This window comes from Corynebacterium sp. KPL2734 (genome assembly GCF_040225595.1).
Taxonomy (GTDB): domain Bacteria; phylum Actinomycetota; class Actinomycetes; order Mycobacteriales; family Mycobacteriaceae; genus Corynebacterium; species Corynebacterium rhinophilum.
Window position 1 is genome coordinate 76,018 of sequence record NZ_JBEHFO010000004.1, and the last position, 23,356, is coordinate 99,373.

Here is a 23,356-nt window from a genome sequence, read left to right on the forward strand (position 1 = left end):
GAGGCTGGCTTTCGTGGTTTTTAAATTGACCATAATTTTCATTTGGGCAGGTCAGGCAGGTAAAGCGTAGACTACGTGACATGCCAATTAAATCTAAAGTTCTGCAAAAAACGAACCCAGATGCACCATTTCGCACCGTAGAAATCGAGCGCCGCGACCCGCGCGAAGATGACGTTGTCATTGACATCAAGGCGGCGGGCATTTGCCACTCGGATATCCACACCATTCGCAATGAGTGGGGAGAAGCCCACTTCCAGCTGACGGTGGGCCACGAGATTGCCGGCGTGGTGGAAGCCGTGGGGGACAAGGTCACCAAATTTAAGGTGGGTGACCGCGTGGGAGTGGGCTGCTTGGTCAATTCCTGCGGGGTGTGCGAGCAGTGCCGCAATGGGCAAGAGCAAAACTGCCTAAACGGCTCGGTGGGAACCTATAACTCTGAAGATGTTGATGGAACCATTACCCAGGGCGGCTATGCGCAAAAAGTTGTAGTCAATGAGAATTTCGTGTTGACGATTCCAGAAGGCCTCGACTTTGACGTTGCTGCTCCGTTGTTGTGTGCCGGAATTACCACCTACTCGCCCTTGGCTCGGTGGCAGGTCAAGGAAGGCGATAAGGTGGCCGTCGTTGGCCTCGGCGGTTTGGGCCACATGGGTGTGCAGATTGCCGCCGCAAAGGGCGCTGAGGTTACCGTCATCTCTCGCTCCCTGCGCAAGGAACAAGAAGCCTACGAGCTCGGCGCGAAGCGGGTACTGGCAACGGGCGAGGACCCCGATTTCTTTGCCAACCACAAAGGCGAGTTTGACCTGATTTTGTCAACCATTTCCGCCTCCTATTCCCTCAATGATTATCTGCAGCTGTTGAAGCCGCGCGGAATCATGTCCGTGGTCGGCCTGCCGCCGGAGGAGCTGGGAATCACGATGGGCAACCTCGTTGGTGGCGGTAAAGTGTTGACCGGAAACAATATCGGTGGCATCGCAGAAACCCAAGAGATGCTGGACTTTTGTGCAGAACACGGCATTGGAGCGGTCATCGAAAAGGTGGGCGTTGAGGACGTTGATGCAGCCTATGAGCGGGTTGTCGCCGGCGATGTGAAGTTCCGTTTCGTCATCGATACGGAAACTTTCGCGAATTAAGTATGTAAGCTACTTCATCGATGAGCGATGATGTATTGTATTTCACGCACGTGCAAGTAGGATTTCGTTATTAGCTTACGTACCATGTGCACAGGAGCACACTCCTGCGCCGCGCCTCCCCCACACGCGTCGGGGGATAAAGAGGGGGACTGGGACGCGCGCACTGGTGTGTGAAAATTATCCGCTACAAAAAGTTAGGCAACTGTGTCTTATAAAAATATTCTCGCCATGGCCATGTCCTTCGTGGGACTGCTGGTAGGTGCAGGCTTTGCTACGGGCCAAGAGGTCGTGCAATATTTCACCGCCTTCGGCACCTGGGGCATTCCCGGCATTGTGGTAGCAGCGGCCATTATGACGCTGGCGGGCACCGTGTTCTTGCAACTAGGCAGCTATTTCCATGCGACGGAGCACAACACGGTTTTCCGCAAAGTCACCCACCCTATCGTGTCCAAGCTATTGGACGTCGCCGTTATCATCACGCTTTTTGCCATCGGCTTCGTGATGCTGGCCGGCGCCGGTTCCAATATGGAGCAGCAATTTGGCTGGCAGGCTTGGATCGGCTCCACGCTGATGCTGGGGCTTGTGATTGCCGTCGGCATGATGGACGTCAATAAGGTGTCCAAGGTCATCGGTATGCTCACGCCGTCCATCATCATCGCCGTCATTGGTGTGGCCATTTACACCATGCTCCATATGCCGGACGATATTGGCGCGGCAATGGAAGCATCCAGCCAGATCGATACTCCGATTGGTAACTGGTTGGTCTCCGCGCTGAACTACAACGGTCTGGCTTTGATGCTGGCGGTTTCGATGTCCTTGGTTATCGGCGGCGATAACATTAGCCCCCGTGAGGCCGGTTGGGGCGGCATCGTAGGTGGCATTGTTTACTCCATCATGATGGGACTGGCAGGCTTCGCGCTGCTGATGAACGCCGAAGAGATCGAGGGCTCCGATATCCCGATGCTGTCCTTGGTCGATAGCGTCAACCCTGTCTTGGGTGCAATTATGGCCATCGTTATTTACCTGATGATTTTCAATACCGCCATTGGTATGTTCTACGCATTGGGTAAGCGCCTCTCCGCAGGTAACGAGGCCAAGTTCCGCGTTATCTTTATCGCAGGCTGTCTTGCAGGCTTCGGCGTTTCCTTCTTCGGCTTCAAGACTTTGATGCAGTACGTCTACCCAGTCATCGGCTACATGGGCATTGCAATGGTGGCCGTCTTGGTCTTCGCATGGTTCCGCAGCCAGTCCAAGATTCAGGATGAGGCGCTGCGCCGCGAGCGCGTGCGTTCGCTGATGCACCTCAAGCTGAATCCGAATAAGGACTACGACGCAGAGCGCTATGACGATGAGATTGGCCAGCACCTCGAGGATTCCAACATGGATAGCGAGGCCCTCTATGAAGAGCTCGTGACCGAGGTGACGGAGAAGCTCGACGGTGATGACGATGTGGACTTTGATAAGGAAGAATTTGAGAAGGAAAACCAGGACGATCACACCTACTACGTCGAGCGCGATGGCGTAGAGCACGACCGCTCGCCGGAAGAGATTGAACAGTGGATCGAAGAAACCGGTGCTATCGGTGACCCAGAGGAAGACAACGAGTCTTCCGAAGTGGAAAGTTCCCAGAAGTAATCTTTCCTTCAGACAATAAATTTCCCTCCCCAGGAATTCCCGGGGAGGGATTTTCTATGCCTTGTGCTTGCCGCTGCCCCCTATGCCCGCTGGAACAATCTGGGCTGGGGGTTAAAGCAGGAGGAGTTTGAGGGTCAGGCCAATCATGATGACGCCGATGCCAACGTTAATCCACCGCCATACCTCGGGGCGGGAGAGGACGTGGGAGAAGCGGGCTGCTCCAAAGCCAATGACGGGGAACCACGTAAAGCTGGCGGCAATCGCACCGCCGGCGAAAAGCCACCGGCCGGGGTCTCCATACTGGTTGGCGATGCCGCCGAGCATGACCAAAACGTCGACATAGGCGCCAGGATTGAGCCAGGTCAGTGCCAGCGCGGTAAGCAGCGGCTTGACCCAGGAGGGCGAGCGCTTGATCTCTTGGCGTTGGGTGGTGGTAGCGGTGGCTACAGAGCCATGCTCGGTGCCGGCTCCACCCGAGGAGTCGCTGTCGCCGTCGAAGGTCGCGACTTCCTCGGTGGAATTGCGGGAAGTGGATTCCACGTCGATGGCCTCGCCTTTGGTTTTAAAGGCATCGCGGAAGCAGGTGAAGGTGAAAAAGGCGAGGTAGGCTGCGCCGATGTACTTGAGCGCCTCAAGTGCAGTGGGAAAGCGCTCCACCAGGTAGCCGACACCGGCGGTGCCGGAGGTAATAAGGATGACATCGGAAAGCGCGCACACCACGATGATGAGCCCGATGTGATCGCGGCGGATACCGTATTTCAACAGCATCGCATTTTGGGGGCCGACGGCCACAATGAGCGATAAACCAAGCACAAAACCAGCTAGCACGATGGACATGCCTCTAGTGTGAATCCAAGCCGTAAATAAGTCCAGTTAATCTATCTTCATATGGTTTAGAATAGCTTCATGAACCCCGTACATTTGGAAACCTTGCTGGCCATCGTGGAAGAAGGAAGCTTTGAGGTTGCCGCTTCGGTCCTGGGAATTTCTCCGTCTGCGGTGAGCCAACGCATCAAGGCCTTGGAGGCGAGTACCGGTCGCGTGCTGGTGCGGCGGGCGAACCCGGTGGGGGCGACGGAGGCCGGGGAGATCTTGGTGCAAGCGGCCCGGCGTATGGCGTTGGTGCAGGCAGAAACCGATGCGCGGTTAGGCCAGCGCCTAGCGCGCGTGCCCCTGTCGGTGGCCATCAACTCCGATTCGCTGGCCACGTGGTTTACGCAGGTATTAAGCGATACCGCGCAGCGGGGTGACGTTGCACTGCGCATCCGCATTGAGGATGAGGCACGCACCCTGGCGATGTTGCGGCGCGGCGATGTTCTAGGCGCCGTGACGAGGGAACATTCGCCGGTATCCGGGTGCGATTCCACGTTTTTGGGGATCATGCGCTATTTCGCCGTCGCCGCCCCGCACATCGCGGAGCGCTTCCACGCGGGCCAACTGACCTGGGAGACGATGCCGCTGGTGGGCTATGGCCCCAATGACCAGGTGCTTGATGATGCTATGCGGGATCGCTTTATTGATTCCCATGTTGTGCGCGCCCGGGTTTCGCAAATTCCCTCTTCGGAAGGCTACCTGGAGGCCGTGCGCGTGGGCCTGGGGTGGGGGCTATTGCCGCAGGCCCAGGCCCAGCCGCTGGTGGAATCGCAAGAGCTGTTGCTTCTCGATGACCACCAGCTCGACATCGACCTCTACTGGCAGCGCTGGCGCCTAGAATCCGAGGTCTTAAGCGATCTGACGCGGTCGGTGATTAACGCGGCTGCGGCGCTGGGAAGAGCTTAAGTTGGAAGTCTTCTGGGTTCTTTACTTCCTCGCCGGAGGGGATGGGACCTGGCAGTTGCACGCCAGGAGCGAAGGGCTGGCCGCCAAAACGGTCGCGGTCGTGCGGCTCTGCTAACCAGGACATATCCGGCCCCACCGGAACGATGCGGGTGGGGTTGATCTCGGAATGAGTGGCAAAGTAGTGCTGCTTGATTTCGGTGAAATCGGTGGTATCACCAAAACCTGGCAACTGGAAAAGTTCTTGCAGGTAGCCGCGCAGGTTGGGCAGTTCTTGAATCTTGTGGCGCGAGCATTTGAAGTGCGAGTAATACACGGGGTCGAAGCGTATAAGAGTGGCAAATAGGCGGATATCGGTCTCGGTAATGTGATCGCCGACCATATAACGCTGGGTGCCTAGGCGCTTCTCGGCCCAATCGAGTGCATCCCACAGCTGGTCATAGGCCTCTTCGTAGGCTTCTTGCGAACCGGCAAAACCGCAGCGGTACACGCCATTATTGATGCCGTGGAAAATGTACTCATTGAGCTCTTCCATCTCCTCGCGGTGCTGCTCTGGGAAGAGATCCGGGGCGCCTTCTGCTTGGAAGTCCGTCCACTGCTCAATAAAATCGCGCACCATAGAGGGGTAATCATTGGTGACCACGCGGCCCGTTGATTCTTCTACCAGGGCGGGTACGGTAATACCGCGGGGATAGTCCGGGAAGCGCTCGAAGTAGGCTTCCTGCAGGCGTTTGTAGCCCAAAACCGGGTCTACCTCGCCCTCATCTAAGTCGAATGTCCAGGACCGCGCGTCGTGTACGGGCCCGGCGAGGGCTAGGGAAATGGAATCTTCTAAACCTAATAAGCGGCGGGCGATGACCGCGCGGTGTGCCCACGGGCACGCGCGGGCGGCAACCAAGCGGTAGCGGCCAGCCTCCATCGGCCAATGAAAGGTGTCATCATCTTGTGCGGTTACCTCGGATACCGCAGGTGAAATGCGATCCTCGATATAGGTGGTATCGCGAATAAACTCGCCGTCTGGTGAAGCATTGCGGGCATCTCCTGCCCAATCGGAGTCGTGTGAAGTCATCGATTCACTCCCAATTCTGGTGGATTGATAAGGCGGGGAAGTGTCCCGCCGGCAATTAATGTTTATATGTCAACTACATGACATTGTTGATGTTACAACAAGTTGCGGGCCAGGGGAAGGGAGGTGGGGGAACAATTGCGGCGCGCCGTTAACGGTACCGCAAAACTGCAGGCAAGTGTCTTAAATTGGTCATATGAGCGATAAGCAGCAACCGGATAAAGCCAACCCCTTAGATGAGGATCTCAACGTCCCAGCCTACGATTCTGTGCAGCGGGATAACCCCGATGTCTTCGCGCGCGCAGGGCGCGCCGAACCGCAAGAGATTCGGCCACAGAAGCAGGAGGCGGCGGAGACGGAAGTTATGCCCAATCCTGCCGCTAATGAGGCTGGACAGGAAGGGGGCAATCAATCTACCGGTGAGGATACCCAGGTATTAGATCCCTCGGCGGCGGCGCAGACCGAAGGTTTCGCGGCTGAAGGTGCTGCCCTGACCCCAGAGGAGCAGGCGGAACAAGAGCGCAAGCTACAGCAGGAGCAAGAGGACAAAGAGGGCTATAAGCACTATGGGCGCCGCGGCACCATTGACTTTGGTCTCTTCTTCGTCCGATTGGCTATGAGTGCTTACCTCATTATTGCCGGAGTATCCACCTTCTTCTCGCTGGGCGATGGCGCGGGTGTCTCCGGGCTAGAAGGCGACTACTCTGAGTACGCTTGGGCCAATTCGTTTGCCCTTGCGGTGCCGACCGTGCAGCTGATTGCCGGCGCGTTTCTCCTGTTGGGTCTGATTAGCCCGCTGGCAGCAATGCTTGGCTTGGTCGTTACCGGTTTCGCCGCCTTGCACGAGCTGGCGGATTCAGGCGCCGGTCTCCAAGTCTTTGACTGGCCGGACTCGGTATGGCTGTCCCTGGTACTTTTCGTTATCGCGATTGGCCTGCAATTTACCGGTCCTGGTTTCATTTCCTTGGACTTTGGCCGCTCTTGGGCGCGGCGCCCGCTGGGCACGTCGTGGGTCTTTGTGGTGGTTGGCATCGCCATCCTGGTCGCCGTGTGGTTCTTCGGCGCGGCCGTAAACCCCATTGCTTAGCCTGTTATTCGCTACCGCGTGAGTGGATCCCCGCCGCAGTCAATGCGGTAGGGATTTTCTTTGTACCCTTGCTTTCCACTATGGAAAGTGAAAGGATTGCCATAAAGGAAAGTAAGCAAAGCTGGATTTTGAGATGGTGGCAGAAAAGATGGAAGATGAGCTAAAGAAGTCGCTCGAGTTTAATGACAGCCTGCAGGATCAAGGGGCTGAGCGTAAGCGGCTGGTGCAAAATATCCTCCTAGTGATTGCATTGGCAGTGTTCTATGTGGGAATGACCGTATTCGCGGAGGTGATGCACCCCGTCGCGTTTCTCATTTTCTACTTTGTTCTTATAGGACTCTTGGTGTGGGCGCTGCTTCATTACCAAAATAAGGTGCGGACCAGCTATCGCCAGGATCCGTATACCCAGCCCAAGGTTGATAAGAAATACTACGCGGGGATGGCAGTAATACTTGTCCCGATGTTTGTTACGAACATGCTGCGTGAGCACACGTGGGCATTGGTTATCTTCGTGGTCTTGTGGGCAGCGGCAATGGTCTGGGTGCTGCAATCTCGTGCCTTGGACGTTGCAGCGCGACAAGGAGAGGGCCGCAGTGCTCAGTGACATTGACCCGGTTATCTATCCGCTCAATCGCTTCAAAATCTGCGCAGTTTTGAACGCGCGGGGTGCGGTGGAGGGACAGGTGCGCCGCGAGATGCGCTTCGCGGCGCTGCGGGAAGAAGTAGACCAATCGGCCGCCACCTTATCCAAACAATTAACCGCCCTAGAAAAGGAAGGCTATATCAGCCGGTTTCGCGAGTACGGGTCTTCCCGCGATAAGGACACCGTGTGGGTCATGCTGACTGCTACTGGCAAGTCAGCATTCGATGCCCACCTCGCGGCCATTCAAGAGATGGCGCGTTAGTTCACGTAGCCGTCTACCACGCGCACCGCGCCGCGGTCTGCGGAGGTCGCCATTGCGGCATAGGCGCGCAGCGCCTTGGTAATGGGGCGGTTGCGGTCCACCGGGGTCCATGGCTTTTCGCGTTGTTCTTGCGCGGCACGGCGGCGCTCCAGAACATCATCGTCCACGTCGAGCGTGAGCTCGCGCTCGTGGATATTGATGGAAATGGTATCGCCGTTCTCAATGAGCCCGATGAGCCCCTGGTGGGCGGCCTCAGGAGAAATGTGGCCAATGGAAAGCCCGGAGGTGCCGCCGGAGAAGCGGCCATCGGTAATCAAGGCGCAGGCCTTGCCCAAGCCGGCACCCTTGAGGAAGGACGTCGGGTGCAGCATTTCCTGCATGCCGGGGCCACCGGACGGACCCTCGTAGCGAATGACGACGACATCGCCGGGCTGGACCTCTTTATTCAAGATGATGGATACGGCCTGCTCTTGGGACTCCACCACGCGGGCTGGGCCAGAGAAGGTCCACAGCTCTTCTTCCACGCCGGCCGCCTTGACGATGGCCCCGTCCGGCGCCAAGTTGCCGCGCAGGACCACCAGTCCACCGTCGGAAGAAAAGGCGTGGTCAGCATCGTGAATGCAGCCATTGACCGCGTCCGTATCCAGTTCATCCCACCGGTTGGACTGGGAGAACGGCTCCGTGGTGCGTACACCGCCTGGAGCGGCGTAGTAGAGCTCGCGGGCCTGATCGGTTACGCGAGGATTGCGGATATCCCAATCATCGAGCCACTGCTCCGCATTGTCATAGAGCGCGGTGTGCACCTTGAGGTTGAGGTGGCCCGCGCGGCGCAGCTCGCCCAAGATAGCCGGAATGCCGCCGGCGCGGTGTACATCCTCGATGTGGTAGGTGCCGTTGGGCGCGACCTTGGACAAGCAGGGGACGCGGTAGGAGATGTCATTAATATCATCCAGCGTGAAGTCCACTTCACCCTCTTGCGCTGCGGCAAGGGTGTGCAGGATGGTGTTAGTGGATCCGCCCATGGCCATATCGAGGGCCATGGCATTGCTAAAGGCTTCCTTGGTCGCGATATTGCGCGGCAGGACGGACTCGTCTTCCTCGCCGTAGTAGCGGCGGCACATATCGACGATGGTGGAACCGGCCTTTTCAAAGAGATCGCGGCGAGCACTGTGGGTGGCCAACGTGGTGCCATTGCCAGGAAGCGCCAAACCGAGCGCCTCGGTCAAGCAGTTCATGGAGTTAGCGGTAAACATGCCGGAGCAGGAACCGCAGGTGGGGCAGGCGGATTCTTCCACCTGGGCCAAGCCAGCATCGGAAACGCTATCATTCGCGGATGCGGTGATAGCGGTAATCAGGTCAGTCGGCGCATGGGCAACGCCATCGACCACGACGGCCTTGCCGGCCTCCATAGGTCCGCCCGAGACAAAGATCGTGGGGATATTCAACCGCATTGCGGCATTGAGCATGCCCGGGGTGATCTTATCGCAGTTAGAGATGCAGACGAGGGCATCGGCAGTATGCGCATTGGCCATGTACTCGATGGAATCGGAGATGATTTCGCGCGAGGGCAAGGAGTACAGCATGCCGCTGTGGCCCATGGCAATGCCGTCATCCACGGCAATGGTATTGAACTCCTTGGGTACGCCACCGGCTTCGCGGACGGCATCGGCGACGATATCCCCAACGTTTTTTAGGTGCACGTGGCCGGGGACGAACTGCGTATAAGAGTTGGCGATAGCGACGATGGGCTTGCCAAAGTCGTTTTCCTTGGTGCCAGTAGCGCGCCACAAGGCACGCGCACCGGAGGCTTGGCGTCCGACGGTAGTTACTTTAGAGCGCAGTGGGAACATGGATTAAGTCACTATTCCTTATGGATTGGTCAAATGGGGGAGAAAGTAGATTTAGTTTTCTGCCGAATCTTTAAGTTCGGGGTGCTTTTCTAGGTATGCAGCATATTCCTCTTTGCTTAAGAGGATCTGCTGCCCGTCGCGGTGCACGATGACGACCTTGTCGTCGGCTGCCTCGCGGCCCTGGGTGAGGGCATCGGGAATGCGCCCGCGGGATGCTTGTGCCAAGCGGGGCAGTGAGTTGAAGGTTACGCCAGGCAGGTTGTGTTTCGCACCATTTTTAGTCTGCGCGAAGGCCCGGGCGCGCTGGAAGCCAATCCCGGCGAAATCATCCCATGCGATGGAAACGTTTTTCCGGAACGCATAAGAAATGGAAATGCCTTTCTCAGAGATCCGCGTGCGGGCCTTGATGACCCACCAGAGGCCGATTACGGGGATAATCAGCAGCCACCCCAGGTATTTGGGCGCCCAGCCAATGCTTAATAAGGCGATCGTGGACAAAATTAAGATGCCCAAGATGTGGTCGCGGGAAGGGGTGAAGACCTCTGCCTGGGTGGTGGACTGACGAGGTTGTTTGTCCTGTGCTGGTGGGGTCATAGTCAGCCAGCCTAATTGACCATGTGGTGGGGAAGCGAACCATTTTTTCGCCGCGTTTCATCATATGAGAAACTTTTCCCAAAAGGGGGTAACGGCTTCCAGATATAATTCTATCGGTATATAGTTGGAAATATGATCATGATTCGACTTCAGGTGGTACGAGCGCGGCGGTGACCGCGACGTTTCCTGAACGTCGACGCTTTCGCCCCCGCAGACCACCGGCCCGCGGGGGCTTTAGTTGTAACTAGGGCGTTTTCGATGATCAGTTTCCATGACAGACCAACCCAAGGAGCACATACACCGTGGTAACGACATCCTCGCCCACGCCTGCTTCCGCGGCCGCTGCAAAGACAGCTGCGTCAGCGGAGCGAATGAGTGGGGCTCATGCAATTGTCCGCACGCTGGAAGATCTGGGCACCGATCTCGTATTCGGTATTCCAGGCGGTGCCGTGCTTCCGCTCTACGATGCACTGCATGGTTCAACCAAGCTTCGCCACGTGCTAACCCGCCATGAACAAGGCGCCGGCCACGCCGCCGAGGGCTATGCGCAGGCATCCGGAAAGGTGGGTGTGTGCATCGCTACCTCCGGTCCCGGTGCGACCAACTTGGTTACGGCGCTTGCCGATGCCAACTTGGACTCCGTTCCCATCGTCGCCATCACCGGCCAGGTGGGCAGTAACCTTTTGGGTACCGATGCCTTCCAAGAGGCCGATATCCGCGGTGTCACCATGCCGATTACCAAGCACAATTACATTGTGACGGATCCCTCAGAGATCCCTTCTGCTATTTCGGCTGCCTTCCACTTGGCCTCCACTGGCCGCCCCGGTCCGGTGCTCGTGGATATCCCTAAGGACGTGCAAAACGGCTTTTTGGATTATCGCTTTCCGGAAACGCTTGACCTGCAAGGATATAAGCCAGTCACCAAGCCACACCACCGGCAGGTAGCTCAGGCCGTGGAATTGATGTCGCATGCGGAAAAGCCCGTGCTCTATGTCGGCGGCGGAGTCGTTAAAGCTAATGCCTCCCAAGAGCTGCTGGAGTTTGCGGAGCTCACGAATATCCCGGTGGTTACCACCCTGATGGCGCTGGGCACCTTTCCGGACTCTCACCCGCTGCACATGGGGATGCCGGGCATGCACGGCACAGTTCCGGCCGTCGCGGCGATGCAGCGTGCTGACCTCATCATTGCCATCGGCGCCCGCTTCGATGACCGCGTGACCGGCGATACCTCAACATTCGCGCCAAATGCGAAGGTCATCCACGCCGATATTGACCCAGCTGAGATTGGCAAGATCCGGGAAGTTACAGTTCCCATCGTCGGCGATGCCAAGAAGTGCTTGACCGCGCTTAGCAAGGAGTACCGCAAGAAGGATGTGCAGCCAGCCACCGAGGTGAAACAGTGGCACGATTACCTGCGCGGCATGCAAGAGCGTTTCCCACGCGGTTATGAGCCCACCGATGATGGCCTGCTGAATCCACAATTCGTCTTGGAAAAGCTCAGTGAAACCGTGGGGCCGGAAGCTATCTACTGTGCGGGCGTGGGCCAGCACCAGATGTGGTCCGCGCAGTTCTTGGACTTTGAACACCCGCGTTCCTGGATCAACTCCGGTGGCGCTGGAACCATGGGTTATGCCGTTCCCGCTGCCTTGGGTGCAAAGGCAGCGCGTCCAGATAAGGAAGTCTGGGCCATCGATGGTGATGGCTGCTTCCAAATGACCAACCAGGAACTTACCACTGCAGCCTTGGAAGGCTTCCCGTTTAAGGTTGCCGTCATTAATAACGGCAACCTTGGAATGGTCCGGCAGTGGCAGACGCTGTTTTATGATCAGCACTATTCGCACACCAAGCTGCGCGAAGAAAACGCCTTCACCCCGGACTTCGTCCGTTTGGCCGAAGCGCTCGGTTGTGAAGCCATCCGGGTCACGAGCGAAGAAGAAGTCGTTCCGGCCATTAAGCGCGCGCAGGCAATTAACGATAAGCCAGTCGTCATTGACTTCATCGTCGGCCAAGATGCGCAGGTGTGGCCGATGATCGGTGGCGGTGCCTCCAATGAGGAAATCCAGTACGCCCGCGGCCTGCGCCCGCTTTTTGATGAAGCTGAATCCGCCGCGGAGACCCCGGCTGAGATCGACGAAACCATTCAGGAGGCATAAACCATGACGCAAAACGAGGTAACTCGGCATACCTTATCGGTATTAGTTGAGGATGTAGAAAGCATCATCGCCCGCGTGGTGGGAATGTTCAGTCGCCGTGGCTACAGCTTGGTGTCCCTGGTCTCCGCGCACACGGAAACCCCGGGAATTAACCGGCTGACCATCGTTGTGGATGCCTCTGAAGTGATCATTGAGCAGGTAACGAAGCAGCTCAATAAGCTCATTCCGGTCATCAAGGTCGTGGAACTCAAGGAAGATTCCACGGTTGCTCGCGCCATCATGCTGGTGAAGGTAGCGGCCGATAATTCCAACCGCGCACAGGTGGTGGATGCGGTGAATATCTTCCGCGCCCGCGTGGTCGACGTGGCAAAGGAATCGGTTGTCGTGGAAGCTACCGGTACGCCGGGCAAGCTCGCGGCGCTGCTTGAAGTCCTCGAGCCCTTCGGTATTCGCGAACTCGTGCAATCGGGCCACGTAGCCTTGGGGCGCGGCCCGAAGGCTACGGCTCCCAAAAAGTAAATAAAATCTCACGATGTGAACACATTGTCCCGCGCAGTGGTATATACTCTGCGTTAGGACGCTTCATTACAGCTTTTCCTACCAAAGAATTGAGGATTTGAAATGGCTATTGATACCTACTACGACGACGATGCTGACCTGTCGATCATCCAGGGCCGCAAGGTAGCGGTCATCGGCTACGGCTCCCAGGGTCACGCCCACTCCCAGAACCTGCGCGATTCCGGCGTTGAGGTTGTTATCGGTCTGCGCGAGGGCTCTAAGTCCGCAGCCAAGGCAGAGGAGGCTGGCTTCGAGGTCAAGTCCGTCGCGGAGGCATCCAAGTGGGCCGACGTCGTTATGCTGCTGGCGCCGGATACCTCCCAGAAGGAGATCTTCGAAGAGCACATCGCCCCGAACCTGGAAGACGGCAATGCACTGCTGTTCGGTCACGGCCTGAATATCCACTTCAAGCTGATTGAGCCGGCTGCGTCCGTCACCGTCGGCATGGTTGCGCCTAAGGGCCCTGGCCACCTGGTCCGCCGCCAGTTCGTAGACGGCAAGGGTGTTCCTTGCTTGATCGCGACCGAGCAGGATCCGAAGAACGAGGGTCATGACCTGACCCTGTCCTATGCCGCTGCCATCGGTGGCGCCCGCGCCGGCGTTATCCCCACCACCTTCGAGGCAGAGACGGTCACCGACCTCTTTGGTGAGCAGGCCGTCCTGTGCGGTGGTGTCGAGTTCCTCATCCGCAACGGCTTCGAGGTCCTCACCGAAGCCGGCTACGAGCCAGAGATGGCTTATTTCGAGGTCCTGCACGAGATGAAGCTCATCGTGGACCTGTTGTTCGAGGGCGGCATTGCCAACATGAACTACTCGGTCTCTGATACCGCTGAGTTTGGTGGCTACATCTCCGGCCCACGCATCATCAACGCTGATACCAAGCAGCGCATGAAGGACGTTCTGTCCGATATCCAGGATGGCACCTTCACCAAGCGCCTGCTCGCCAACGTTGAGGGCGGCAACAAGGAGCTGGAAGAAATGCGCGAAGAATTTGCGCAGCACGAGATCGAAAAGACCGGCACCAAGCTGCGCGATCTCATGAGCTGGGTCAAGAACCCATTGGACGCTACTGCCTAGTCACTAGCTGAAGTCACTGCGGCCCGCGGGAAACTCCCCGTGGGCCGCTTTTGTGCCTTTGCTGAGCATTGTCGCAGCACCTAAGTCTGTGAGGTGCCGCGGAGGTGTTGCGGGTAGTATTGGCCCTATGGGTTTTACGACGCCAAGCTATGATCTCAGGGATCTTTTTTCGCGGATTGACCGGGGCGATATCCAGCTTCCGGATTTCCAGCGCAGCTACGCCTGGGATGAAGACCGCATCCGCTCACTTATCGTTACGGTCCTGCGTGGATACCCCATCGGCGCGCTGATGGCCCTAGATACCCGCAATGAAAAGATGCGTTTCCGCCCCAGGGTGCTGGCGGGTGCGCCCGAGGTTGGTGTCGAGCCCGGGTTGCTGCTCTTGGACGGCCAACAGCGCCTTACCTCCCTGTACCACTGCTTTAATGGCGAGGGTTTTGTCAAGACCACTGACTTCCGGAAAAAGAAGGTCCACCGCCGCTTTTTCATCGACGTCCGCGCCGCGGTAAGCGGGGACTTGCTTGCCGATGACGCCATTTTCGCCGTCGACCAAAACGGCGAGATCTGCTCGCACTTCGGCCCCGACGTTGATGGGGCTATTACCTGCCGCCAGGATGGGCTGGACAATATGTGCATCCCCGTGGCCTCGCTACTCAGCGAGGAAGGCACCAGCATGCTTTTCGAGCTCGCCGCCACACACGAGCAATGCAGCGCCGAGCTTGCCGCGTTCAATAACCGCATCGTGCGCCCCTTGGCGGGCTATGACATCCCGATGATCCGGCTATCCCGCGAAACGGAGCGCTCCGGAATCGGTTCCATCTTTGCCCAGGCAAATTCCGCAGGCTTACAGATGGATGTCTTCGATCTCTTAACCGCCGTCTTTGCCTCCGAAGATCCGACCTTCCACCTTGCCAACGATTGGCAGCAGGTGGAAAAGGATCTGCGGGATTCTCCTGCGCTCGATGGCATCGGACGTAATGAATTCCTCTCCGCAGTATCCCTCTTGGTCACAGGGGAGAAGGGCAATGCCGGCGGCCAGCGCGAAGACATTTTGAAGTTGTCCCTGTCCGAGTACAAGGCGGCCGCGCACGACCTGCGCATCACCTTCCACGAGGTTGCCGAATTCTTGGCGCAGCGCCGCATTTTAAGCTTGGATCAGGTGCCGTATACGGAACAGATCGTGCCGCTGGCGGTCATCATCGCTCGGCTGGCCAAGCGGCCTGGGGCCCTTTCCGGCCAGCAGGCATGGGATCGCATTGACCAGTGGTTCTGGTGTGGCGTCTTTGGCGAGCTCTACGGTTCTTCCGCGGTGCCGCTGCGCGCTGCCCGCGATGTGGATGAGGTGACCGAGTGGGTTGCCGGGGCCACCGATGATGTTCCCAAGACGGTCGCGGATGCAGGATTTCGGGAATCCCGCCTGCTCTCGGTCGATGAAAACGATGGGGTATGGCACGGAATCTATGCCCTGCTTATGGCCCGCGGCGCGAAGGATTGGCGGACGGGCAGTGAATTTACTCGCCACACCTTTGAAGAGTTGAAGCCCGGGTTTTTCCCGGTATTCCCACTGAATTGGTGCCAGCGCCACGGGGTGGATTCGGTCTTGGCCCATTCGGTCATGAACTACACCCCGATGGGCAAGCGCACAGAGGTCGTCCTCGATGGGTTCGCGCCGAACCGCTACCTGCCTCGCGTGCAGTCCAAGTCCATCATGGAAGACGAGGAATTTGATGCCGTCCTGGCATCGCACGACCTCGATGTCGCTAACCTAAGGGAGTCAAAGATTCAGGAATTCTTGGCTGATCGTCGCCATCGCTTCGTGGATCTAGTGGAAGAAACCTTAGGCATTCCCGTCATTCGAGATGTCGATGAAGCAAACCTGGCCGGCGGTGAAGAGGGGCCACATGCGTTTGGCCGCTAAGAGGTATCGGGCGGCTGCAGTGGTTATCGCAGCCTCCCTCGTACTTGTTGGCTGCGGTGATGCCTTGCAGGAACCCAAACTGGTCAAGCGAGGTCTGTCGGATCTCTCCGAGTCCGATGTCGAGCTCGAGCGCGCCAAGTCAGAGAATCAAAACCGCCTTATCGATCCCAAATTCGCCGGCAAACTGGACATCATCGACGATCCGAGTGGCATCGAGGCCGCGCGGACTTTCTTCGATGATTCAGATTCCATGGTGCTCTTTGCGCCCGATGATAAATCCGTGTTGCGCGCGGCAACGTTGGCGATTAACCAGCACTTGCCGGCCGTGGAATATGATCGCTCGCGCCGCGGTGACATCCTCAACTTGGTCGGAGACTTGGAGGTAAAACGACTCGTCATCGTGGGCGATATCCCGTGGACGCAATCCAGCGGTGATTTCACTGTCATCAAGGATCCGGGAACGCATGAAGCGCTGGGGGATTTTACGGCCTTCCAGTACGAGTCCAAGGTGGTTGCCTCGCCGAACCAGGTGGTCAAGGACATCGCGCGGCTGGATAAAACACCCTACGTTGAGTTGCGTCCTGCCTGGATTCCTTATGAGGGCGAACCTGACGATGATGGCAAAAAGCTGCCGGCCGTCCCGGCACAGTCGCGGCGCGATGGCCAGATGGCCCCCAATATCGTGGCCACAGCGGATAGTCCGGTAGCCAATGTCATTACTGCCGCGGCCTATGGTGGCTCGGTTTTGGTGATGCCGACGGCGGATCCGCTGGAAGATAAGCGGAGTATGGCCATGGTGGCAGGGCTCGATGAGGGCTCGCTTATCGCTTTGGGCCCGGAATTCGGTCACGTGAAAGAATTTAAGGAAAAAATACGGCAGGGCACCCCAAACTGAACTACACTTCCTTCACACGCGGTTATTGTCGCGTAATGCACAACGAAGTGAAACGAAGGATGATATGTCGAAGCCGGTAGTTCTTATCGCCGATAAATTGGCCCAATCCACAGTGACGGCGTTGGGGGATTCCGTCGAGGTGCGCTGGGTAGATGGCCCGAACCGCGAGGAATTGCTTGCGGCGGTTCCAGAAGCAGATGCGCTGCTCGTTCGCTCTGCCACCACGGTCGACGCTGAAGTTCTAGAAGCAGCGCCCAAGCTCAAGATTGTGGGCCGCGCGGGCGTGGGACTGGATAACGTGGATATTGACACCGCCACCAATAAGGGTGTCATGGTGGTCAACGCTCCCACCTCCAATATCCACTCTGCGTGCGAGCAGGCGATTGCCCTGCTTTTGGCCACTGCCCGCCAGATTCCTGCGGCGGATCAGTCCCTGCGCGAGGGCGAGTGGAAGCGCTCTTCCTTCAAGGGCGTCGAGGTCTACGGCAAGACTATTGGCATCGTTGGCTTCGGCCACATCGGTCAGCTTTTTGCCCAGCGGTTAAGCGCCTTTGAAACGAAGATTATTGCCCACGATCCTTATGCCAATCCGGCGCGTGCGGCAGCGCTTGGCGTGGAATTGGTCGAGCTGGAAGAGCTGATGGCGCAGGCAGATTTTGTCACCATTCACCTGCCTAAGACTCCAGAGACCGCCGGAATGTTTAACGCGGAGCTTCTGGCCAAGGCAAAGGAAGGCCAGATTCTTATCAACGCCGCCCGCGGCGGCCTCGTAGACGAGCAGGCCTTGGCGGATTCCATTACCTCCGGCCACCACCGCGGTGCGGGCTTTGACGTCTACTCCACGGAGCCGTGCACGGATTCCCCGTTGTTTAAGCTGCCGCAGGTCACGGTCTCGCCGCACTTGGGCGCGTCCACCGTGGAGGCACAGGACCGCGCGGGTACCGATGTCGCCGCATCTGTGCTCAAGGCTCTGGCCGGCGAGTTCGTTCCCGATGCGGTCAACGTCTCCGGCGGCACGGTGGGAGAAGAGGTTGCCGGCTGGCTCGACCTCGCCCGCAAGCTGGGCCTTACGGCCGGACGCCTGTTGGACCAGGCTCCCGTCGCCGTGGAGATCGAGGCCTGCGGCGAGCTGTCCACTGAGGATGTGGACGTGCTGGGCCTTTCGGCCGTACGCGGTCTGTTTAGCGGTGTGACTTCGGAGCCGGTTACCTTTGTCAACGCGATGCAGATTGCTGAGAGCCGTGGGGTCGAAGTTTCGGTCTCCACAAACCCAGAATCCAAGGGGCACCGTTCTTCTTTGCAGGTCAAGGTCATTAGCGCGGAGGGCGTGACCTCCTCGCTTACCGGTGCGCTTATCGGTATTGACGGGACCGAAAAGTTTGTCCGTATTAACGGTCGTGGCGTGGATATGCGGGCCGAGGGCCGCAACCTGTTCTTCCGCTATGCCGATGCCCCAGGCGCGCTGGGTACCGTGGGTACCAAGCTGGGTGCTGCGGGCATCAACATCATCGCCGCAGCCTTGACGCAGGGCAAGCAGGAATCCGATGCCGTGCTGATCTTGCGCGTGGAGTCCGAGGTGCCAGATTCTCTCATCGAGGAGATCAACTCCGCCCTTGGCGCTACGTGCCAGCAATTCGACATGGATGAATAATCTCAGCGCAGGTTAGGACGGATTGGCCTAACCGCGTACTCGTGCCCGCCCATCGCGCAGAATTATGCTGCGATGGGCGGGTTTCCTTTGGTAGACTAATCCCTAATCCACTATGTGAGAAAGGAATCCTATCTAATGAAATTAGCGGTTATTGGCGGCGACGGCATTGGGCCGGAAGTAACGGCGGAAGCCCTGAAGGTGCTGCGCACCGTGCGCAGCGATATTGAAACCACCGATTATGACTTGGGCGCGCGGCGCTACCTGCGTAATGGCGAGCTTTTAACGGATGCAGACTTGGCCAGCTTGCGCGAGCACGATGCCATTTTGCTGGGTGCCATTGGTGCGCCAGGTGAGGTTCCACCGGGCGTCTTGGAACGCGGCCTGTTATTGAAGATGCGGTTTGCACTCGATCACCACGTGAACCTGCGCCCTTCTATCTTGTATCCCACGGCCCACTCGCCGCTGGCTAACCCGGGCGAGATCGACTTCGTCGTGGTGCGTGAAGGCACCGAGGGCCTGTACTGCGGCAATGGTGGCACGCTGCGGGAAGGAACGCCGCACGAGGTCGCCAGCGAGGTTTCGCAAAATACCCGCTTCGGGGTAGAGCGCGTGGTGCGCGATGCCTTTGAGCGGGCATCGCAGCGCCGCAACCACCTGACCCTGGTGCACAAGACCAATGTCCTCGTCAACGCCGGCGACTTGTGGCACCGCACGGTGGAAGAAGTTGCGGCGGAATATCCGCAGGTGGAGGTGGACTATAACCACATCGATGCCGCGACCATCTACATGGTGACGGATCCTTCCCGTTACGATGTCGTTGTGACCGATAACCTCTTTGGAGACATCTTAACGGACTTAGCAGGCGCTATTACTGGCGGAATTGGGTTGGCTGCTTCGGGCAATATCGATGCCTCGGGCGAGAACCCCTCCATGTTTGAGCCAGTGCACGGTTCGGCACCTGATATTGCCGGACAAGGCATCGCGGATCCCACCGCGGCTATCTTGTCGGCGGCGATGCTTTTGCGGCAGCTGGGTGATGAAGACAATGCGCAGAAGATTGAAAAGGCGGTGGCGGAGGACATCGCCAAGCGGGGCGATGCCCCAATCAAGACCGTCGAGGTAGGGGATCGGATCGCAGCGAGCCTGCAAGCTTAAGCGCAAGAAGTCCTTTGTACGAATGCGGTGTTGGCAAGGAACTAAATAATCTTTGCATATTAACACCGCAAACTTTGCACACATGTAAAGGCTCCCTTTTAGTAGGATGGCCGTTATGCGTTTAGGACGAATTGCACACCCAGAAGGAATTTGCTTTGCCATCATCGACGGGCCACAAGACGCCCCGATGGAGGAGCTTGTAGCTAAAGAAATCTCCGGCACTCCATTTACCCCGCCGGAGCCCACCGGCCGGGAATGGAAGCTGGGCGAGGTGCGCCTCTTGGCGCCGACCTTGCCCACCAAGGTGGTGGCGCTCGGGCGCAACTATGCCGACCACGTGGCCGAGGTATTTAAGAAGTCCTCCGATAAGCTGCCGCCCACCATCTTCCTGAAGCCCTCGACTGCGGTTATCGGCCCGAATGAGGCCATCAAGATTCCCGATTATGCCACCAACGTGGAATTTGAGGGCGAACTCGCCGTAGTTATTTCCAAGCCATCGAAGAATATCAAGGCTGAGAACTGGAAAGACCACGTGCTGGGCTATACCATCTGCAACGACGTTTCCTCCCGTGACCTCCAGTTCAAGGATGGTCAGTGGGCGCGCGCCAAGGGCATTGATACCTTCTGCCCGCTGGGCCCGTGGATTGAAACGGACCTGGATAGCTTGGATCTTGATGATCAGAAGATCAATGCGTACCTGACCCATGATGGTTCCCGTGAGCAGAAGCAGGATTCCAATACGGATCAGATGATCGTCAAGATGGGCGGCATCTTGGAAGAGATTTCTGCCGCATATACTTTGCTGCCTGGTGATGTCATCACTACCGGCTCGCCCGCGGGAACCGCTCCGATGGTGCCGGGCGATACCATCGAAATTGAGATCCCAGGGGTTGGTACTCTGCGCAATATCATCTCTAGGGCGCAGTAGATTCATCCCACAGCAGCTGCCGCTGGTGAGGTTTTGCTAGAAGGAGAACGGCGTGCCGGAACATTCGCATCAAGGCCACCGCGGGTCTGCGCCCAGCGCGCAGGAAATGGAGGAGCGCTATCGCTCCGCTGTGCAGGTGTGGTCGGGGAGTCCGAATGCCACGCTGGTGGACTATGTTAGTGACCTTCCAGGCGGTACCGCGCTCGATATCGGCTGCGGGGAAGGCGCCGATGCCCAGTGGCTGCACGAGCACGGCTGGCAGGTACTCGGCATCGATTTTGCTCCGACTGCCGTGGCACGGACTAGGGCGCGAGGAGTAGCCGCGGAGGTTGCCACCTTTGATGAGTTCAGCCACGCCCCATTTGATTTGGTCACCGTGCATTACGGCAGTGTCCGTGCCAACTCACGGGAAGTAGCACTGTTAGAAAAGCTCGTCGCCACGGACGGAACCTTGCTCTATGTTCACCATGATATGGAGTCAGAAGAGATCGCCATGCCGGAATGGCTGGCGGAAAACCTGACCGAATTGACGGTGCAGACCTTGCGGCGATCGCCGCGCCATGTAACTAGCGGCGCAGGCGCTCACCACACCAGCGACGTGGTTCTCGTGGCAAAGCGGTACTAATCCGCACCGTTTAAAGGCTCAGCGCCCGTAAGATCGTCTGGAGCTTGGCGGTGGTTTCTTCCAGCTCCGCCTGGGCATTGGAGGCACCGACCACGCCGCCGCCGGCCCAGGCGCGGGCGGAGAGGCCATCGCCAGCAACCTCTGCGCAACGGATAGCTACCATGTATTCACCGTCACCGGAGCTATCACACCAGCCGACGGTGCCGGCATAGAAGCCGCGGTCGGTCTCGGCGGTCTCAATAAGCGCCTGCGCAGCTTCCGTCGGCGTGCCACAGATTGCGGGGGTGGGGTGGACTACTTCTGCCAATTCCAGGGCGGTGAGGTCTTTATCCCGCAGGGTACCGGTAACTGGCGTGCCCAAGTGCCACATCTCATTGGTGTGTATGAGCTGCGGGGTATCGGGGATATTGAGGCTGCTACACAGCGGCTCTAGCACCCTGCGCAGGTGCTCTACCACAAAGGAGTGCTCGAGCAGATCCTTTGCGGAGTGCAAGAGGTCTTGGCTGGCAATGTGGTCTGCCGCTTTATTGGCTCGGCGCGGGGTGGAGCCGGCGAGCGGGAATGCAGACACGGTCGAGCCTTGGCGCTTGATCAGCACCTCTGGCGAAGAACCGACCAGCATGGCCCCTGGGCGGCCTGCAGGGGAGAGATCCGCAATGAAGCCATCGCGGTTGACGGAGAGATCGATTAGGCGCGCGGCCACCAGCCGGGGATCGATGGGGGAAGCAAATTCGATATCGACCGCGCGGGCTAAAACCACCTTTTCTAGCTTCGAGGTTTCGATGGTGCCGATGGCCGCTTCAACGCGGCGCAGGTGTTCTTCTGGCTCTGGGTCAAAGCCCACGACGCGGGAATTGAGGGTCTGATTGCGGTAGAACGCATGTGGTTCTAGCGGGCCGTCTTCTCGGATGATTGATTCTGGAACGGTCAGCGCGGCGGGAGTATCGGAATCAAAGGGGATGGCACCTACGACCATCTCGGCCCCGCCTCGGCGCAAGGCGTCAACCGCTGCCTCGGCACTGGTAAAGGTGTCCCGCGCACCTTGGGTACGGACAGACCCCGTTGCTCGGGAGAGCAAGAAATCGGGGGCGGTGCTTGGTCTGTCTTCGTGCATGGGGATCTAGCTTAGTGCCTCGTTAAAAGTTGGTAGAAATTACCCTCTGCCAAGCGTGTGGGCACCTGCTGGCACAACCGATATAACTATTGTTACAAAAGTGGCTATTGTGACTAAAGTTTTTCTTCGATTCACCTATCTCTTGACCTCACTGCTAGTGATAGGCGCAGCTTTAAGCGTGCCGGCAATGGCGCAGGAACAAGAAGGTGCCGGATCACCGGTAGAACCGACGCACCCGGCGCCTGTGCCAGAACAAGACCACCACTCCGGCGAGCCCGTGATTCCAGAACCAGACGGCTCGCATTTGCTCCCTGAAGGTGTCACTGAATCGACGCCTCGCGATGCTGAGGCGCACCCGTCTACTGACGGTGAGCCACCAGTTTCGGGTAATCCCGAGCCGACTCCACCTGTGCCTTCTGTTGATCCCAGCATTAATCCTGATCCGGCCATTGCACCGGGAACTATGGAATCGCTCGAGATGGAACACGAAGGAAAACAGCGCCGCTACCTCGTGCGTATCCCCGATAATTACTCGCCCGAAAAACCATCCCCGGTGCTTTTTGGATTTGGCGGTTGGGGAGATTCCCCGGAAAATTTCTCTAGTTACGCACGGATGGGCAATACGTCAGCCACCGATGAGGCCATCATCATTTACCCGGAGGGCTACGAACGCGCCTGGGAAGCAGCTCCATATGCCAAAACCCATGACGGCGAAGATATCCGCTTCATCAAGCGCATCTTGGATGCGGTGGATGCGGACTATCACGTGGATCGCAACCGCGTCTACGCCATGGGAATGTCCAATGGTGGAGGTTTTACCTCGGTATTAGGCTGTCACGCTCAAGATACATTTGCTGCGGTTGCCATGGTCTCTGGAGCTTTTTATACCCCCGTTGAAACCAATTGCGGCGATGCGCCAATGCATACACTCATCATGCACGGCACCCACGATCAGATGATGACCTATGAAGGCGGCGACCGGCACGAAGCTGGTTATCTTCCCGTGCGCACCGTCTTGGGAGGGTATCTCAACCGCAATCGCTGCGATATGACCTTCCAAACCCAAGCGGATATTGGAGGGGCCGAGCGCCTGAACTTCAACGGTTGCCAGAAGGACGTGGAATTGATCAAGGTGCCTGCTGAACACACGTGGTTTTGGCAGCCGGATACCCCGAATGTTGTGTGGGACTTCCTTTCCACCAAGACACGCGTGTAGTCCTAGACGGTACTTTTCAG

At 58.0% G+C, this 23,356-nt stretch carries 21 protein-coding genes; 16 read left to right on the forward strand and 5 right to left on the reverse strand.

All coding sequences use genetic code 11. The features are described 5' to 3' along the window. Positions 1-80 precede the first annotated feature (80 nt). Together ABRP88_RS03975 and ABRP88_RS03980 are read left to right on the forward strand one after the other, a co-directional pair. On the forward strand, positions 81-1,133 hold the full coding sequence (locus ABRP88_RS03975) for an NAD(P)-dependent alcohol dehydrogenase (RefSeq protein ID WP_349836262.1): 1,053 nt from the start codon (positions 81-83) through the stop codon (positions 1,131-1,133). 204 nt (positions 1,134-1,337) lie between these two features. Then, entirely contained in the window at positions 1,338-2,768 is a 1,431-nt protein-coding gene (locus tag ABRP88_RS03980) for a YkvI family membrane protein (RefSeq protein WP_349836264.1), read from the forward strand. Positions 2,769-2,879: 111 nt separating this feature from the next. Here ABRP88_RS03980 and ABRP88_RS03985 read toward each other — a convergent pair whose 3' ends face one another. Further along, on the reverse strand, positions 2,880-3,605 hold the full coding sequence (locus ABRP88_RS03985; RefSeq protein WP_349836266.1) for a LysE/ArgO family amino acid transporter: 726 nt from the start codon (positions 3,603-3,605) through the stop codon (positions 2,880-2,882). A gap of 69 nt (positions 3,606-3,674) precedes the next feature. On the opposite strand from ABRP88_RS03985, the gene ABRP88_RS03990 reads away from it, so the two are divergent. Further along, complete coding sequence (locus ABRP88_RS03990) at positions 3,675-4,547, forward strand: ArgP/LysG family DNA-binding transcriptional regulator (protein WP_284782918.1); 873 nt, start codon at positions 3,675-3,677, stop codon at positions 4,545-4,547. Here the strand turns inward: ABRP88_RS03990 and ABRP88_RS03995 are convergent. Next, positions 4,516-5,613, reverse strand: a complete 1,098-nt coding sequence (locus ABRP88_RS03995; RefSeq protein WP_284782920.1) for a glutathione S-transferase family protein — start codon at positions 5,611-5,613, stop codon at positions 4,516-4,518. The genes ABRP88_RS03990 and ABRP88_RS03995 overlap by 32 nt on opposite strands. 193 nt (positions 5,614-5,806) lie before the next feature. On the opposite strand from ABRP88_RS03995, the gene ABRP88_RS04000 reads away from it, so the two are divergent. From ABRP88_RS04000 to ABRP88_RS04010, 3 genes are all read left to right on the forward strand, one after another. Then, the gene (locus ABRP88_RS04000) at positions 5,807-6,697 is read left to right on the forward strand and encodes a DoxX family membrane protein (protein WP_296088463.1); all 891 of its coding nucleotides are present in this window, start codon (positions 5,807-5,809) and stop codon (positions 6,695-6,697) included. A gap of 133 nt (positions 6,698-6,830) precedes the next feature. Beyond that, the gene (locus ABRP88_RS04005; protein ID WP_349836268.1) at positions 6,831-7,301 is read left to right on the forward strand and encodes a cb-type cytochrome C oxidase subunit IV; all 471 of its coding nucleotides are present in this window, start codon (positions 6,831-6,833) and stop codon (positions 7,299-7,301) included. Then, positions 7,291-7,602 carry a transcriptional regulator gene (locus tag ABRP88_RS04010; RefSeq protein ID WP_284770550.1) on the forward strand — a complete coding sequence of 104 codons (312 nt, stop codon included), beginning with the start codon at positions 7,291-7,293 and terminating at the stop codon, positions 7,600-7,602. The genes ABRP88_RS04005 and ABRP88_RS04010 overlap by 11 nt, the downstream gene beginning before the upstream one ends. Here the strand turns inward: ABRP88_RS04010 and ilvD are convergent. Both ilvD and ABRP88_RS04020 read right to left on the reverse strand, forming a co-directional pair. Continuing rightward, positions 7,599-9,452: a dihydroxy-acid dehydratase gene (ilvD, locus tag ABRP88_RS04015; protein WP_284770549.1), complete on the reverse strand. Its 1,854-nt coding sequence runs from the start codon at positions 9,450-9,452 to the stop codon at positions 7,599-7,601. The two genes, ABRP88_RS04010 and ilvD, sit on opposite strands and share 4 nt — an antisense overlap. Positions 9,453-9,503: 51 nt before the next feature. After that, on the reverse strand, positions 9,504-10,046 hold the full coding sequence (locus tag ABRP88_RS04020) for a PH domain-containing protein (protein WP_284770548.1): 543 nt from the start codon (positions 10,044-10,046) through the stop codon (positions 9,504-9,506). A gap of 302 nt (positions 10,047-10,348) precedes the next feature. Here ABRP88_RS04020 and ABRP88_RS04025 point away from each other — a divergent pair, with 302 nt between their 5' ends. The 9 genes from ABRP88_RS04025 (at position 10,349) to ABRP88_RS04065 (ending at position 21,006) form a co-directional block, all read left to right on the forward strand. Further along, a complete protein-coding gene (locus ABRP88_RS04025) occupies positions 10,349-12,199 on the forward strand; it encodes an acetolactate synthase large subunit (RefSeq protein ID WP_284782929.1) in 1,851 nt (616 codons plus the stop codon). Between the two features lie 3 nt (positions 12,200-12,202). After that, positions 12,203-12,718, forward strand: coding sequence for an acetolactate synthase small subunit (gene ilvN, locus ABRP88_RS04030; RefSeq protein ID WP_284770546.1), 516 nt, complete (start codon positions 12,203-12,205; stop codon positions 12,716-12,718). A 102-nt stretch (positions 12,719-12,820) separates the two neighbouring features. Then, positions 12,821-13,834 carry a ketol-acid reductoisomerase gene (gene ilvC, locus ABRP88_RS04035; RefSeq protein ID WP_349836273.1) on the forward strand — a complete coding sequence of 338 codons (1,014 nt, stop codon included), beginning with the start codon at positions 12,821-12,823 and terminating at the stop codon, positions 13,832-13,834. Positions 13,835-13,961: 127 nt separating this feature from the next. Continuing rightward, positions 13,962-15,752 (forward strand): GmrSD restriction endonuclease domain-containing protein, encoded by a 1,791-nt coding sequence (locus ABRP88_RS04040; RefSeq protein WP_349836275.1) that lies wholly within the window; start codon positions 13,962-13,964, stop codon positions 15,750-15,752. Then, positions 15,736-16,647, forward strand: a complete 912-nt coding sequence (locus ABRP88_RS04045) for a hypothetical protein (RefSeq protein ID WP_237801087.1) — start codon at positions 15,736-15,738, stop codon at positions 16,645-16,647. Before ABRP88_RS04040 ends, ABRP88_RS04045 begins: the two co-directional genes overlap by 17 nt. 64 nt (positions 16,648-16,711) lie before the next feature. Then, complete coding sequence (gene serA, locus ABRP88_RS04050; protein WP_284782941.1) at positions 16,712-18,298, forward strand: phosphoglycerate dehydrogenase; 1,587 nt, start codon at positions 16,712-16,714, stop codon at positions 18,296-18,298. Between the two features lie 135 nt (positions 18,299-18,433). Next, complete coding sequence (locus ABRP88_RS04055) at positions 18,434-19,453, forward strand: 3-isopropylmalate dehydrogenase (RefSeq protein ID WP_284770541.1); 1,020 nt, start codon at positions 18,434-18,436, stop codon at positions 19,451-19,453. 115 nt (positions 19,454-19,568) lie between these two features. Next, a complete protein-coding gene (locus ABRP88_RS04060) occupies positions 19,569-20,381 on the forward strand; it encodes a fumarylacetoacetate hydrolase family protein (RefSeq protein ID WP_284784993.1) in 813 nt (270 codons plus the stop codon). Positions 20,382-20,487: 106 nt separating this feature from the next. Further along, positions 20,488-21,006, forward strand: coding sequence for a class I SAM-dependent methyltransferase (locus ABRP88_RS04065; protein WP_410756180.1), 519 nt, complete (start codon positions 20,488-20,490; stop codon positions 21,004-21,006). 10 nt (positions 21,007-21,016) lie between these two features. Here ABRP88_RS04065 and ABRP88_RS04070 read toward each other — a convergent pair whose 3' ends face one another. Continuing rightward, positions 21,017-22,120, reverse strand: a complete 1,104-nt coding sequence (locus ABRP88_RS04070) for an isochorismate synthase (protein WP_284770538.1) — start codon at positions 22,118-22,120, stop codon at positions 21,017-21,019. A 109-nt stretch (positions 22,121-22,229) separates the two neighbouring features. Here ABRP88_RS04070 and ABRP88_RS04075 point away from each other — a divergent pair, with 109 nt between their 5' ends. Next, positions 22,230-23,336 carry a CE1 family esterase gene (locus ABRP88_RS04075; protein WP_349836279.1) on the forward strand — a complete coding sequence of 369 codons (1,107 nt, stop codon included), beginning with the start codon at positions 22,230-22,232 and terminating at the stop codon, positions 23,334-23,336. Positions 23,337-23,356 lie beyond the last annotated feature (20 nt).

Bases quoted from the DNA above. Each gene is read 5' to 3' on its own strand.
- ABRP88_RS03975 (WP_349836262.1), top strand. From the start codon at position 81: ATGCCAATTAAATCTAAAGTTCTGCAAAAAACGAACCCAGATGCACCA.
- ABRP88_RS03985 (WP_349836266.1), bottom strand. From the start codon at position 3,605: ATGTCCATCGTGCTAGCTGGTTTTGTGCTTGGTTTATCGCTCATTGTG.
- ABRP88_RS03990 (WP_284782918.1), top strand. From the start codon at position 3,675: ATGAACCCCGTACATTTGGAAACCTTGCTGGCCATCGTGGAAGAAGGA.
- ABRP88_RS03995 (WP_284782920.1), bottom strand. From the start codon at position 5,613: ATGACTTCACACGACTCCGATTGGGCAGGAGATGCCCGCAATGCTTCA.
- ABRP88_RS04000 (WP_296088463.1), top strand. From the start codon at position 5,807: ATGAGCGATAAGCAGCAACCGGATAAAGCCAACCCCTTAGATGAGGAT.
- ABRP88_RS04005 (WP_349836268.1), top strand. From the start codon at position 6,831: ATGGTGGCAGAAAAGATGGAAGATGAGCTAAAGAAGTCGCTCGAGTTT.
- ilvD (WP_284770549.1), bottom strand. From the start codon at position 9,452: ATGTTCCCACTGCGCTCTAAAGTAACTACCGTCGGACGCCAAGCCTCC.
- ABRP88_RS04020 (WP_284770548.1), bottom strand. From the start codon at position 10,046: ATGACCCCACCAGCACAGGACAAACAACCTCGTCAGTCCACCACCCAG.
- ilvN (WP_284770546.1), top strand. From the start codon at position 12,203: ATGACGCAAAACGAGGTAACTCGGCATACCTTATCGGTATTAGTTGAG.
- ilvC (WP_349836273.1), top strand. From the start codon at position 12,821: ATGGCTATTGATACCTACTACGACGACGATGCTGACCTGTCGATCATC.
- ABRP88_RS04040 (WP_349836275.1), top strand. From the start codon at position 13,962: ATGGGTTTTACGACGCCAAGCTATGATCTCAGGGATCTTTTTTCGCGG.
- ABRP88_RS04045 (WP_237801087.1), top strand. From the start codon at position 15,736: ATGCGTTTGGCCGCTAAGAGGTATCGGGCGGCTGCAGTGGTTATCGCA.
- serA (WP_284782941.1), top strand. From the start codon at position 16,712: ATGTCGAAGCCGGTAGTTCTTATCGCCGATAAATTGGCCCAATCCACA.
- ABRP88_RS04055 (WP_284770541.1), top strand. From the start codon at position 18,434: ATGAAATTAGCGGTTATTGGCGGCGACGGCATTGGGCCGGAAGTAACG.
- ABRP88_RS04060 (WP_284784993.1), top strand. From the start codon at position 19,569: ATGCGTTTAGGACGAATTGCACACCCAGAAGGAATTTGCTTTGCCATC.
- ABRP88_RS04065 (WP_410756180.1), top strand. From the start codon at position 20,488: ATGGAGGAGCGCTATCGCTCCGCTGTGCAGGTGTGGTCGGGGAGTCCG.
- ABRP88_RS04070 (WP_284770538.1), bottom strand. From the start codon at position 22,120: ATGCACGAAGACAGACCAAGCACCGCCCCCGATTTCTTGCTCTCCCGA.